11 protein-coding genes are annotated in these 13,545 nt (G+C 65.9%); 5 read left to right on the plus strand and 6 right to left on the minus strand.

Annotated features, from left to right (window positions below):
* Window positions 1–50: 50 nt before the first annotated feature.
* On the plus strand, window positions 51–692 hold the full coding sequence (locus tag ACNJYA_RS06260; protein WP_172784868.1) for a YqgE/AlgH family protein: 642 nt from the start codon (window positions 51–53) through the stop codon (window positions 690–692).
* A 188-nt stretch (window positions 693–880) separates the two neighbouring features.
* Here ACNJYA_RS06260 and ACNJYA_RS06265 read toward each other — a convergent pair whose 3' ends face one another.
* Complete coding sequence (locus ACNJYA_RS06265) at window positions 881–1,768, minus strand: TauD/TfdA dioxygenase family protein (protein ID WP_172784867.1); 888 nt, start codon at window positions 1,766–1,768, stop codon at window positions 881–883.
* A gap of 96 nt (window positions 1,769–1,864) precedes the next feature.
* Window positions 1,865–2,644, minus strand: coding sequence for an SDR family NAD(P)-dependent oxidoreductase (locus tag ACNJYA_RS06270; RefSeq protein WP_439402232.1), 780 nt, complete (start codon window positions 2,642–2,644; stop codon window positions 1,865–1,867).
* A 100-nt stretch (window positions 2,645–2,744) separates the two neighbouring features.
* Here ACNJYA_RS06270 and ACNJYA_RS06275 point away from each other — a divergent pair, with 100 nt between their 5' ends.
* A complete protein-coding gene (locus ACNJYA_RS06275; protein WP_172784865.1) occupies window positions 2,745–3,482 on the plus strand; it encodes an SDR family NAD(P)-dependent oxidoreductase in 738 nt (245 codons plus the stop codon).
* A 79-nt stretch (window positions 3,483–3,561) separates the two neighbouring features.
* Window positions 3,562–3,936 (plus strand): CsbD family protein, encoded by a 375-nt coding sequence (locus ACNJYA_RS06280; protein ID WP_035998251.1) that lies wholly within the window; start codon window positions 3,562–3,564, stop codon window positions 3,934–3,936.
* 134 nt (window positions 3,937–4,070) lie between these two features.
* Here the strand turns inward: ACNJYA_RS06280 and ACNJYA_RS06285 are convergent, their stop codons facing one another.
* A complete protein-coding gene (locus ACNJYA_RS06285; protein WP_439365695.1) occupies window positions 4,071–5,783 on the minus strand; it encodes an SGNH/GDSL hydrolase family protein in 1,713 nt (570 codons plus the stop codon).
* A gap of 170 nt (window positions 5,784–5,953) precedes the next feature.
* Entirely contained in the window at window positions 5,954–7,336 is a 1,383-nt protein-coding gene (locus ACNJYA_RS06290; protein WP_439367418.1) for a lytic murein transglycosylase, read from the minus strand.
* 207 nt (window positions 7,337–7,543) lie between these two features.
* On the opposite strand from ACNJYA_RS06290, the gene ACNJYA_RS06295 reads away from it, so the two are divergent.
* Window positions 7,544–8,419: a UTP--glucose-1-phosphate uridylyltransferase gene (locus ACNJYA_RS06295; RefSeq protein ID WP_172784861.1), complete on the plus strand. Its 876-nt coding sequence runs from the start codon at window positions 7,544–7,546 to the stop codon at window positions 8,417–8,419.
* Between the two features lie 122 nt (window positions 8,420–8,541).
* Here ACNJYA_RS06295 and ACNJYA_RS06300 read toward each other — a convergent pair whose 3' ends face one another.
* Entirely contained in the window at window positions 8,542–10,038 is a 1,497-nt protein-coding gene (locus ACNJYA_RS06300; RefSeq protein ID WP_439365696.1) for a sensor domain-containing diguanylate cyclase, read from the minus strand.
* A 146-nt stretch (window positions 10,039–10,184) separates the two neighbouring features.
* Between ACNJYA_RS06300 and ACNJYA_RS06305 the strand changes: the two genes are divergently transcribed.
* Window positions 10,185–10,448 carry a DUF7662 domain-containing protein gene (locus ACNJYA_RS06305; RefSeq protein ID WP_212254195.1) on the plus strand — a complete coding sequence of 88 codons (264 nt, stop codon included), beginning with the start codon at window positions 10,185–10,187 and terminating at the stop codon, window positions 10,446–10,448.
* A 189-nt stretch (window positions 10,449–10,637) separates the two neighbouring features.
* Here the strand turns inward: ACNJYA_RS06305 and ACNJYA_RS06310 are convergent, their stop codons facing one another.
* Window positions 10,638–13,514 carry an EAL domain-containing protein gene (locus ACNJYA_RS06310; RefSeq protein ID WP_172784859.1) on the minus strand — a complete coding sequence of 959 codons (2,877 nt, stop codon included), beginning with the start codon at window positions 13,512–13,514 and terminating at the stop codon, window positions 10,638–10,640.
* Between the last annotated feature and the right edge of the window lie 31 nt (window positions 13,515–13,545).

The raw sequence follows: 13,545 nt of genomic DNA on the forward strand, positions 1-13,545 counted from the left end.
GCCGACCGGCCCGACATCAGGATAGGAATTGAAACCGGAGTGCTTGAGCGATGGCTCCCACAGGCAAGAGGACGGGCGAAAGCACCCGCAGCTCGGGCGCCGCGTTGCCCAGTTCCGGCTATCTCGACGGCCGGCTCCTGATCGCAATGCCCGTGATGGGCGATTCCCGCTTCGAGCGCTCGGTGATCTATCTCTGCGCCCATTCGGCGGAAGGTGCGATGGGCATCATCGTGAACCATCCCGCCGGCAGCATCGATTTCCCCGAGCTCTTGCAGCAGCTCGGCATCATCAAGAAGGGCGAGCACATCAAGCTGCCGGAGAACGCCGAAAGCATGAAGGTGCTGCGCGGCGGCCCGGTCGACACCGGCCGCGGCTTCGTGCTGCATTCCAGCGACTTCTACATCGAGAACGCGACGCTGCGGATCGATGACGGCGTCTGCCTGACTGCGACGGTCGACATTCTGCGCGCCATCGCCAACGGCTCCGGCCCCAAGCACGCCATCCTCGCGCTCGGCTATGCCGGCTGGGCGCCGGGCCAGCTCGAGACGGAGATCCAGAGCAACGGCTGGCTGCATTGCGACGCGGATGCGGATCTGATCTTCGGCGACGACGTCGACGACAAGTACAACCGCGCCTTGCAGAAGATCGGCATCGATCCCGGCATGCTCTCGAACGAGGCCGGGCATGCGTAGCTGGCGCTGAGTGTAGCTGGCCTCCCACCACGTCATTGCGAGGAGCGAAGCGACGAAGCAATCCAGAAAACCGACGCGGAGGGATTCTGGATTGCTTCGCTTCGCTCGCAATGACGGAGTGTGTTGAAACGCCCGCGCCCTGTCGTCTGCAACTCTGTCGTTGCTGCCTTCACCACGACGACAGCGCCTTACTCCGCCGCCTGCTGCTGCACCGTCGGCTCCGTCCCCGCCACCGTCGCGCGGCGCATGTCGCGGGGCTGGGACTGGTCGTAGCGGCGGACCCGGTGCATGGTCTGGCGGTTGTCCCACATCACGAGGTCATGCAGCTTCCATTTGTGCACGTAGACGAACTCAGGCTGCGTGGCGTGCTCGTTCAGATCGCGCAGCAACAGCCGCCCCTCGGGCACGCTCATGCCGACGATCTTGCCGGCATGCGATGACAGATACAGCGACTTGCGGCGATGCACGGGATGCGTGCGCACCAGCCGCTGCAGCACCGGCTTGAACATCTCCTTCTCTTCGTCGGTGTATTCGGTGAAGCCGAGCGATCCCCGCGAATACATCAGCGAATGCTCGCAGACGAGGTCCTCGATCTCCGCCTTGGTCTCGTCGTCGAGCGCGTCATAGGCCGCGCGCATGTCGGCGAATTCGGTGTTGCCGCCCTTCGGGTTCACCACCCGCGCCGACAGCAGCGAGAACTTTGCGGGGATGGGGCGGAACGAGCTGTCGGAGTGCCACAGGCAATTGCCGAGGTTGAACAGATTGGCGCGGCTGTCCTTCGGCAGCGGCTTGCCGTCCTTGCCGAGGTTGGAGACGTCGTTCAGGCCCGAGGTGAGGCGGTGTTCATCCGCCTTGGTGATGTTGCCGCCGCGCGCTTCCTCGCGCTGGCCGAAGTTCAGCGCGAACGCCATCTGCTGCTCGTCGGTGATGTCCTGATCGTGGAAGACGAGCACGGCGTACTTGTCCATGGCGGCCTCGATCTCGCGCGCCTGATCCGGCGTGAGCGGCTTGCGCAGATCGAGGCCGGATACCTCGCCGACGAAATGTTTCTGAAGCTGCCGGATGGCGATGGTCATGGCGTTCCTCCCGCATTGACGAGCGGTTTCCCCGCTCTGTTTCTGGAAAAAATGACTCCCGCATCCGGCGATGTCAACGCGCCGCGCGCATGGCTCTCACGCGTTCCGCGCCATCAGCCCGCCGTCGACCGGGATCACCGCGCCGGTGAGGAAGGACGCCGCGGGCAGGCACAGGCTCAGCGTCATATGCGCGACCTCTTCAGGGTCGCCGTAACGGCCGAGTGCGGTGCGGCGCTTGGCGTAGATGGTCTTGTGCTCCTCCGGGATGCGGTCGGTGATTGCCGTGCGGATCGGTCCGGGACAGATGCAGTTGACGGTGATGCCCTCGCGGCCGAGCTCCACGGCAAGCGAGCGGGTGAGGCTCACAACGCCACCCTTCGCGGCCGAATACGGACTGTGCAAGGCGGTAGCGCCGAGCGCCTCGGTCGAGGCGATGTTGACGATGCGCGGGCTCTTCGATTGGCGCAAGTGGGGCAGCGCCGCGCGGATGATGCGCGGATGCGCCGTCAGCATCACGGCGATGCCCTTTGCCCAGGCGTCCTCATAGGTCTCATCGTCGATCGCGACACGCACCGAGATTCCGGCATTGTTGACGACGATGTCGAGACCGCTGAAATGCGCGGCGACATCGCTGACCACACGCTGGATCTCGCCGCCGTCGGCGACATCGAGCTTCCACGCCCTTGCCGCGCCACCGCTCGCCGCAATCTCCCCGGCGACGTCATGCGCGCCTTGCTCGTCGAAATCAGTGACGGCGACATTCGCACCTTCGTTAGCGAATATGCGCGCGGTGGCGCGTCCCATGCCGCTGGCTGCGCCGGTGACGAGCACGGTGAGGCCCTTCACGGACCGGCTGAGCTCCCTGAAGTCGGACATGCTGTTTCCTCGCGCCGAGCTGGTTCTTGCTATGATTGACAAGGCTGGCATCGATCCGCAGACAGGTCAAACAAGCAGAAAACACCAGGGGAGGCCGCGAATGGCAAACGAGCTCGATTTCTCAGGCAAGCAGGTGCTGGTGGTCGGCGGTTCCAGCGGCATCGGCAACGGCATCGCGCAGGCCTTTCGCGCCAAGGGCGCAACAATTGCGGTCTGCGGCACGCGTGCTCACGCAACGGAATATTCGGCCGAGGAAGGCTCCGATCTCGAAGGTCTTGCTTACGCGCAGCTCGACGTCAGCAATCCCAATGCCATCGAAGCGTTCAAGCCGTCGTTCGAACGTCTCGACGTCCTGGTGCTCGCGCAGGGCGCGGTGATCTACCGCCGCGGCGAATTCGAGATGGCGGGTTTCCGCAAGGTCGTCGAGGTCAATCTGATGAGTCTGATGGCCTGCGCGACGCGCTTTCATTCCATGTTGCGGGACGCGAAGGGCGCCCTGATCATCGTGTCCTCGACTGCGGCCTATCATTCCACCATGGGCAATCCCGCCTACAATGCCTCGAAGACCGGTGCGGTCGGATTGACGCGCACGCTGGGCGAGGCCTGGGCCGAGGACGGCATCCGCGTCAACGGCATCGCGCCAGGGCTCGTCGATACCAAGATGACGAAGGTGACGACCGACAATCCGAAGCGGCTGGAAGGCGCACTCGCACGCATCCCGCTGCGGCGATTGGGCACGCCGGCCGACATGGCGGGCGCGGCGCTGTTCCTGGCCTCGCCGCTGTCGTCCTACATCATCGGCCAGACGCTGGTCGTCGATGGCGGCCTGATTCTGTAGGCCAAGATTCTGTAGGCCAAGCCAAGGAACCGCGCTGCGTCTGATCGGTTACTTCGGCTGACCACCGAGGAGGATCATCATGGACACGGATCGGATTGTTGGATCGGCAAAGGAATACGCCGGGCGCGCGGAAGGCGCGATCGGCGACATGGCAGGCGATGCCAAGACGCAGGCATCGGGCAAGGCGCGGGAAGCTGCGGGCACGGTGCAGAATCTCTACGGCCAGGCCAAGGATGCCGTGCGCGACGCCACGGACACGGCCGCGGGTTATGCCAAGGACGCCTATGAGAACAGTGGCGAGACTTTCCGCGACGGCTCGAAGGCCATCGCGCAGAAGGTGCAGGACAACCCGCTCGGCGCGCTGCTGGTGGCCGGCGGCATCGGCTTCGCGCTGGCGCTTCTGATGTCGCGTCCCGCCCGTCGCCCGCCGTCACGCTGGCGCTATTACGGCTGATTGTCGTGCGTCATTCCGGGGCGCGCCTCTTGGCGCGAGCCCGGAATCCATTCATCAACATTGCCGGTGGCACGATGGATTCCGGGTTCGCGCTATGCGCGCCCCGGAATGACATCTGAAATCGTCAGAGACGATTACCGGAACATCTCGGCCGAGCGGCCAACGTTGCCCGGCGGCCGCGGGACCCCAGGATTGGGATTCGGATTGCGCGGTCCGGGTGCCGGCGCCAGCTGGCGCGGGGCCGGCGGGGGCTGCGGCGAGCCGAAGCCGAAGAAATCCCTGAACGAGGGCGTTGCCTGGGCCGGCTGTTGTGGCGGGAGCGGCGGCTTCTTCGGCGCGAGCTTTGGCGGCGCGATCGCGGCGGCTGCGCCCGGTGCGCCCTGAGCCGCCCCGCCGTCCGGCGTCGTTGCCGCCATCGGCGTATCGCCCTTGGCCTGCTCGCGGCCGACTTCCCGGCGCGGCCAGGCATAATCGTCGGCACGGCCGGCGGGAGCTGCCAGCGGCTCACCCTTCACCATGGTCTTTGCCGCGAGCGCATCGACGGCGGCGGGACGCGTGCCTGGTCCGCCCAGCAATTGATCGGTCGAGATCGAGGCTGCAACCAGCGGCACGATCGGCCCGGCCAGCGGCCGCGGCGCGGGCTTGCCCGGCTCGGCGCTGGTGTCGGGGGTCGCAGGCTCGCTCGGCAGCGCGATCGGGCCGGAGCGTCCGGCAAGCAGGCGCGTGATCTCGCGCTCGACATAATGCGCGAGTTTTCGCGCGCCCGGCTTTGTGAAGTAGACGCCGTCGGAGCTGCGGAGCTGGCGGATCTGGCCTTCGAAGTCCGGGCCCTTCTGCAGGAAGCGGCCGGCTTCGTCGACGAAGCCGTCCCAGACGTCGACATAGGTGATGCCGGCCTTGGCCGCGCCCTCACGATACAGCGAATCCAGGAACAGCGTGTCCGCGGTGCCCTTCGGTCCGCGAACTGCGGGCAGGCCGACCCAGAGCACGGGCACGCCCTTGGCCTTGAGCACACCCGCGAGCTCCTCGATCTTCTTGCCGTAGAGCTCGACCCAGCGCTCGTCGCGGAATTCATAGAGGCCGTTCGGGTTGCGCGCAGTCTTTTCCGGCGCGGCCGCCGGCGTGTCGGCGTTGTCGGCGTCGTCCTGCGGCAGGTCGGCATCGGCAGGCTTGTCGTCCGGCTTGGCGGCGGTGTCGGGCTTGGCGTCGCCGGGCTTTGCTTGTGGCTTGGCGCGCGCACCCTTGTCGTTCTTCTTGTCCTTGTCTTTTTCCGCGGCTGCCTTGTCGGATTTGTCGGCGGCCGGCTCGCGGATCGCGACGCGGTCGTTGAGGCCGAGCATGACGACGATCACGTCGGGCTTCTCGGTCTCGAGAATGCCCTTGGCCGCCGCGGCCCAGTCCGCGGGCTCGCCCTTGGGCTGGTACTTGATCAGGCCGGACGTGGTCCTGTGCTTGCGGATCACGCCCATGTCGGGCTGCTCGGCGTAGGCGTCTTCGAGGCCATAGGCGAGCCAGTCGGCCATGGCATCACCGATCACCAGCACGTTCTTCTCAGGAATGGTGTCGCGCTTGGCCGGTGCCGGCGCGCGCGAAAAATCCTGGCGCGGCGCTTGCTGCGGCTGCTGCTGGAATGGTGCGAAGAAGTCGCCGCCGAACCAGCCGCCACCTCCGCCGCCCCGGGGTGGCGGTGGTGGGGCCGAACGCTGCGGCGGCCCGCCGAAGCCGGGGAAGTTGAAGAACTGTGCCGAAGCCGGTGCCGCCACCGACACCAGGATCGCAAGCGCCGTCCCCAGCGCGATCAACGGGCCGGTCTCGGTCAGCGCCTTGAACAGGGACTTCTTCGACATGCGATCTCGGGCGCGCGCAATGGAGGATCGGAGTTAGCTTCATATAATAACGGAATCAGGCGCCAAACGGGCAAATTCCATCGCAGATTCTTGTCCATAGACCGGGGAACACCAGTCCCGGTCAAGGTTTTCAGGCAAAATCCGCCTTCAAGGTTACTTCAGGCGCGATTTTACCGCCCGCGCAGCCGGTCCAGCACGTCGGACGAGGCAAAACCGTCGGCGGGGGCCCCGATCGAGGCCTGGAAGTTGCGCAAGGCCTCCCTGGTCATGCCGCCGAACTGGCCGTCCGGGGTGCCCTTGTAGAAGCCGCGCTGGGCCAGCAGTTGCTGCAGCTCCAGCCGCTCGGTCCGCGAGAGCTCGCGCTCCTGGCGCGGCCAGGGCTGCACGAAAGGCTGTCCCCCGCGCAGCCGGTCGGCGAAATGGCCGATCGCCAGCGCATAGGCCTCGGCCGGATTGTACTTCATGATGACGCGGTAATTCTGCAGCATCAGAAAGCCCGGTCCCTGCGCGCCGGCCGGCGCCAGCAGGTAAGCTTTCTCCGCCGGCTGCGGGAAGGGTTGGTTGTTCGGACGCTTGAGCCCGAGCTTCTCCCATTGCGCGATCGGCATCGCCTTGGCGCGGTCGGCCAGCATGTAGTTGAAGCCTTGCGGCACCACGACCTCGTAGCCCCAGGTCTGGCCGGGCTGCCAGCCGTCCTTCTTCAGATTGTTGGCGGTCGAGGCAATCAGGTCGGTCGGGTTGTCGACGACGTCGCGCCGGCCGTCGCCGTCTCCGTCCACCGCGAAGCGCTTGAACGCGGTCGGCATGAACTGGGTCGGGCCGAAGGCGCCGGCCCAGGAGCCGCGCAGCTGCTCCGGACGCAGATCGCCGCGGTTGAGGATCTCCAGCGCGGAGAGGAATTCGTCCTTGAAATAGGCCTGGCGGCGGCCGATGCAGGCGAGCGTCGCGGTCGATTGCAGCACGCTGCGGTCGCCCATCTGCGTCGAGTAATTGGACTCGATGCCCCAGATCGAGGCGATGATGGTGCGGTCGACACCGGTGGCCTTCTCAGTCGCGTCGAACTGCGCCTTGTATTTGGCGAGGACCTCGCGGCCCTTGGCGAGGCGGTTGTCGTTCACCAGGATGTCGAGATAGTCCCAGATCGACTTGGTGAATTCCGGCTGCGAGTCCATGAGGTCCATGATGCGCAGGTCGGGCGAGAGTCCGGCGGTGAAGCGCTGAAAATTCTCCTGCGTGACGCCGCGCCGTGCAGCATCGGGCCACATCGCAGCGACGCAATTGTTGAAGTTGCCGGCGGCCTCGCGGATCGCGGCGGCCGTCATCAAGGGATGGCCGGAGGCGCCGTCCTCGCCGCTCCAGGGCAATGCTCCCGTCGGCGCGCCGCTCGGGCCAGGTGTGGGTTGCGCCGGTGCCGGGTTCGATCCCGAGAAGATGCCGCCGAACAGGTTCGACAGGCCGTTCTGTGCCTGCGCTTGCGCGCCGGCCGGCAGCAGCAAAGCGGCCGCAACGACTGCGCCGCCAGCCCGTCTCGTCAGTCCTGCCATTGATTGCATCATATCCCACGCGTCGGCCTGAAAACCCGCCACAGGAGGCCTGGTTAGCGTTGCCAATAGCTTAACAAAGGTGAAATTTTGGTGACGGCCTTTTTCTTAACTCTGTCGGGGCGAGGCCCCACATCCGCCTTTGTTGGCGGCTGCAAACAGGCTAGCAAGAATGCCATTGCTCCCGTCCCATGTGCCCCAAGGTATTCGATCGATCCCATGAAGATTCGCAAAGCTGTATTCCCCGTCGCCGGCCTCGGCACCCGCGTTCTGCCTGCCACCAAGGCAATGCCGAAGGAAATGCTGACCATCGTCGACAAGCCCCTGATCCAGTACGTCTATGACGAGGCGAAGGAAGCCGGCATCGAGCACTTCGTCTTCGTCACCGGCCGCAACAAGGCTGTCATCGAGGATCATTTCGACCGGATGTTCGAGCTCGACGCGACGCTGGCCGCACGCGGCAAGAAAGCCGAGCAGGACATCCTGGCGCAGAACCAGCCGGAAGCCGGCGCGGTCAGCTTCACCCGGCAGCAGGCGCCGCTCGGCCTCGGCCACGCGGTCTGGTGCGCGCGCGACATCGTCGGCAACGAGCCGTTCGCCGTGGTGCTGCCGGACGAGCTCGTGCTCAACACGCCGGGCTGCCTGAAGCAGATGATCGAGATGGCGTCCTCGCTCGGCGAAAAATCCAATCTGGTCGCGGTCGAGGCGGTGCCCGATCATCTGACCCACCAATACGGCATCTGCGGCGTCGGCAAGCGCAACGGCAAGATGTTCGAGGTCGACGGCATGGTCGAGAAGCCGGCCAAGGGCACGGCGCCCTCCAACCTCTCGATCACCGGTCGCTACATCCTGCAGCCGGAGATCTTCAAGATCCTGGAGACCCAGGAGCGCGGCGCCGGCGGCGAGATCCAGCTCACCGACGCCATGATCGGGCTTGCCAAGACGCAGAAATTCTACGGCGTCGAGTTCGAGGGCGAGCGCCATGATTGCGGCTCCAAGCCCGGCTTCCTGCGCGCCAACATCGCCTACGGCTTGAAGCGCCCGGAATTGCGCGACGGCCTGATCGCGGAGATGAAGAAATATCTGGGGCAGTAGCATGCGCTATCTCTCAACTCGTCATTGCGAGGAGCGAAGCGACGAAGCAATCCAGTGATGTATCCGCGGAGACGATCTGGATTGCTTCGCTTCGCTCGCAATGACTGCGAGAGAACAGCGCCTCACGCCACCAGCGACAGCTGCGGCAGGCTCGCCACCACCGACTGGTTGCGCCCGCCGGCCTTGGCGGCGTAGAGCGCCTTGTCGGCGGCGGCAACCAGCAGCGCCCAGTCCATGCCGGCGGCGGGGACGAGGCTGGCGATGCCGCAGGACACCGTCGACATCGCCTGATCGTCGGACCAGCCCTGCACCTTGAGGCGGATCGTCTCCGCCACCTTGAAGGCATCGGCGGCCGAGGTGCTCGGCAGCAGCACGGCGAATTCCTCGCCGCCATAGCGCGCCGCGCAGTCGCCGGCGCGGCTCACCGAATCGGAAATGCAGATGGCGATGCCGACCAGCACCTGGTCGCCGGCCTGATGGCCGAACGTGTCGTTGTAGGCCTTGAAATGATCGGCATCGATCATGAGCAGCGCGATCGGCGCCTTCTGGCGCATGGCGCGCCGCCATTCGACGTCGATGACGGAATCGAACTTGCGGCGGTTCTTCAGGCCGGTGAGGGCGTCCGTCGTCGCCAACTCCTCGAGCTTGCGCTCGGCCTCGGCGCGCCGGCCGATCTCGCGCGCCAGCACGAGCGTCGATCCCAGCACGAACAGCGCGAGCGCCAGCACCACGGCGCCGATGCGGATCGCCTCCTTCTGCCAGAGCGCGAACACCGCGGCCAAAGGCTTGCCGGCGACCACGAACAGCGGACCATTGTTCTTGCTGCGGACATAGAGTCGCGGCGTCGGATCGACCGGGCCCTGTCCCGAATAGGAGGCGCCGACCCTGAGATTGTCGGCCTTCCAGTTCTGGCGGTCGTTCAGGTTCGTGCCGATGACGTCGAGATCGAATGGCCGCCGCATGATGATGGTGCGGTCGCGCTTGAGCACGGTGATGGTGTCGTCGGGGTCGAGGTTGAGCCGATCGAACAATTCGTGGAAATAGCTGAATCGGATCGAGCCGGCGACGACGCCCATGAAGCCGCCGTCCGCGTCGCTGATGCGCCGGCTCAGCACGATCGAGTAGGCGCCGCGAAACAGCATGGGACGGCTGATGAACAGCTCCGCGCCGGGATTGTCCCGGTGAACCCTGAAATAGTCTTCCTCGCTGCGGTCCTCCGGCAGCGGATCGAGCGTGGAGGCGTCGATGGTCAGCCGGCCCTCGGCGTCGAACACCTGGATGGCGCCGAAATGCCTGGCGGTGGTTGCGTGGTCGAACAGGATCAGGTGACGAATCGGCTTCGAGACCGTCGCCAGCTCGGGCAGCAGCATGTTGCTGGCGACCGCCTTCAGCGACAAATCGTAGATCTCGACGTTGCGGCTGACGTCGGACTCGATCGTGGTCGCAAGGTTTTCCAGCGTCTGGCGGGCGAGCGCCTCCTCGCCGCGGCGCATGTCGAGCATGACGTTGACGCAAATGGCGGAAAAGCCGATCACCGTCACCACGGACGAGATGATCAGCAGCTTCGCCGAAATCCGCCACGGCCGGCGGGCCGCAACGTCGCGCCATCCAGAGAACATTGTTCGCTCCTGTCCATAGTGGATGCGCCCGAAAGCTTGCGTAGTGTTTAAGCCGCGACGGCGCTGCTGCAATGAGTTAAGAATCGGTTTATGCGGCTGACGGTTTTGAGCAGACCTGATCTTCGGCCCCGGACGAGAGGACGAGTGTGAACGACTACGATGCGTTGCGCGATTATCTGCTGCGGCAGAAGCAGGAGGAGCTCGTGCTGAGCTTCGAGCAGATCGAGGAGATCATCGGCGCGGCGCTGCCGCGCGCGGCCCAGCGTGCCTCATGGTGGGACAGCCTGCGCAGCCCCGACATCCAGATGCCGCAACGCGAAGCCTGTCTCGCCGCCGGCTTCGTGGCAACGCGCATGCCGGATGGCCAGAGCGTAAGGTTCAGGAAGCAGAAGAACGAGCGGCGGCGATAGTATCGTAGGGCACGCCGTCCACCCTCCCCTGGAGGGGGAGGGTCGGCTCGCGATCGAGCGAAGCGAGATTGCGAGCCGGGGTGGGGTGACAGTCTCTCGACTGATGCGGTGCCCGAGTGGAGAGATCACCCCACCCCGCTCGCGCTGCGCGCGATCGACCTCCCCCTCCAGGGGAGGGTAAGAGAGCAATCAGCTCGCCGCTTCCAGCCGCACTTCCGTAAGCAGCCGCATCGCCGCGTCCGCGTCCATCGGCTCGCCGAAGGCAAAGCCTTGCGCGTATTCGCAGCCCATCTGGTAGAGCTCCACGGCGTCCGAATCCGTCTCGGCGCCTTCGGCGACGACGTCCATGCCGAGATCGTGCGCGAGCGCGATGATCGACTTCAGGATCACGGGGCGGGTGCCGCGGCTGGTGGTGCGCACGAAGGACTGGTCGATCTTGATGGTGTCGAACGGGAAGCGCTGCAGATAGGCCAGCGAGGAATGGCCGGTGCCGAAATCGTCGAGCGACAGCCCGGTGCCGAGCTCGCGGATCCGGGTCAGCATCTGGGCTGCGTGCTCCGGATTCTCCATCACCAGCGATTCCGTCAGCTCGAGCTTGAGCGTGCCGCGCGCCACCGAGGAGCGCGACAGCACGGTGCGGATGTCGTGGATCAAATCGTGGCGCAGCAGCTGCCGTGACGAGACGTTGACGGAGGCGAAGATCGGCTCGCGCGAGCGCATCGCGCGTTGCCACACCGAAAGCTGCTTGGCGGTCTGGTCGAGCACGAACATGCCGAGGTCGACGATCAGGCCGGTCTCTTCCGCAATCGATATGAACTCCGAGGGCGCCATGCGTCCGAGCTTCGGATGATCCCAGCGCGCCAGCGCCTCGAAGCCGGCGACGGATCGATCCTCCAGTCGCACGATCGGCTGGTACAGGATCGTGATCTCCTGGCGCTCGATGGCGCGGCGCAATTCGCTCTCCAGCGTCAGGCGGTCGGTCTTCCGCGCGCGCATCGCCGGCTTGTAGACGTCGATGCGGTCGCCGCCGATGCGCTTGGAATGATACATCGCCAGCTCGGCATCCTTGATGATCTCGTCCGTGAGCTGGGTTTGCGGATCGGACAGCGCGAGGCCGATCGACGCCGTGAGGAAGATCTCGCGATCGTTGAAGGCGATCGGCGCGCGGATGGTCTTGCGGATCGTCTCGGCAAAAGCGGTGATGCGCGCCGGGTCCTGCTCCGAGAGCAAGATCAGGCCGAACTGATCGCCGGCCATCCGGGCCAGCGTGTCCTGCGGCTTCAGGATGCGGGTGAGGCGGCGCGCCAAAGTGAGCAGGATGGAATCGCCGACCGCAATCCCGACGGAATCGTTGACCTGCTTGAAGCGGTCGAGGTCGATCACCATCAGCGTCGGCCGCAGCGTCGGCATGGTCTTGGCGAAATGCGCGACCGCATTCAGCCGGTCCATGAACAGCTTGCGGTTGGGCAGGCCGGTGAGATTGTCATGCACGGAATCGTGCAGCAGGCGCTCCTCGGCATTGCGCAGCTCGGTGACGTCGGTGAGCGTGCCGACCACGCGCGAGACCTCGCCGTCCGAGCCGACCACCGGGCGCGCTTTCAGCGCGAACCACATGAAGTGGCCGTCCGGGGTGCGCAGGCGGAAATCCTGCACCAGGCGGCCGCGGCGCTGGTCGAGCACGCTGTCGAGCGCGGCGCGGAAACGGTCCTGGTCGAGCGGGTGCAGCACCTCGAGCCAGGAGGCGGCGGGCCCTTCCAGCGTGCCCCGCTTCAGTCCCAGCAGGGCTTCGGTCTCGGGGCTGGTGAACACCTTGTCGGCCGAGACGTCCCAGTCCCAGATCAGGTCGCCGGAGCCGGCCAGCGCCAGGGCGCGCCGCTCGATGTCGGAGACGACGCCGGTGCTGGCGCCGCCGCCGGCAAAGGCGTGCTGCATCACCGTGAAGCCGATCAGCATCACGATCAGCACGAGGCCGCCGAGCAGGGCAGGGCCGACGATGTCGTTGGTGACGGAGCCCGCGACCGTCATACCGGCCGCCACCACCCAGACCACCAGGAGGAACCAGGTCGGGATCAAGAGCACGGCGCGGTCGAAGCCGTGGGTGGAGAGATAGACGATCAGCGCGAAGCCGGCGAAGGCGATCAGCACCAGCGAGATGCGCGCGATGCCGGAGGCCACTGCCGGATCGAACAGGGCGAGCGCCACCAGCGAGCCGAGGAACGCAAGCCAGCCGACCGTGATGTGCGAATAGCGCACGTGCCAGCGGCTGAGATTGAGATAGGCGAACAGGAACACCAAGAGCGTCGCCGCCAGGATCGCCTCACCCGCCGCGCGCCAGATGCGCTCGGCGTTGTTCGACATGTCGAGCACCTTGCCCCAGAAGCCGAAATCGACGCCGATATAGACCAGCACCGCCCAGGCCAGCGCTGCCGCGGCCGGGAACATGATGCTGCCCTTCACCACGAACAGGATGGTCAGCACCAGGGCAAGCAAGCCGGAGATGCCGATCACGATGCCCTGGTACAGCGTGAACGAGTTGACCTTGTCCTTGTAGGCTTCCGGCTCCCACAGATAGAGCTGCGGCAGCTTGTCGGTGCGCAGCTCCGCGACGAAGGTAACGACGGCGCCGGGGTCGAGCGTGATGCGGAACACGTCCGCGGTGGCGCTTTCCTGCCGTTCCGGCCGGTCGCCGATCGAGGGCGTGATGGTCGCGATGCGCGACAGGCCGAGGTCGGGCCACAGCAATCCCGAGGAGACGATGCGGTAATGCGGGGCGACGATCAGGCGGTCGAGCTGGTCGTCGGTGTTGTTGGCAAGCGCGAACACCACCCAGTTCTGGCCGCCCTCGCGGGCGCGCACCTCGATGCGGCGGACGATGCCGTCGGTGCCCGGCGCAGTCGAGACCTGGATGCGATCGGCATCGCTGCGCTGATGCTCGAGCACGCTGGTGAGGTCGATCGCGGGCGCGTCGCCACGGACGCTGACGGCGTCGAGCGCGCGCGCGGGATACGCGGCGACGAGAATCATGAGGCCCAGCGCGATGGGCGCGAGGCACCTGATCAGACGCAAGGTCAGTTCTCCGCGTTCGACGCAAACTCGT

Origin of the sequence: Bradyrhizobium sp. BLXBL-01 (assembly GCF_051853025.1) — a bacterium.
Taxonomy (GTDB): domain Bacteria; phylum Pseudomonadota; class Alphaproteobacteria; order Rhizobiales; family Xanthobacteraceae; genus Bradyrhizobium.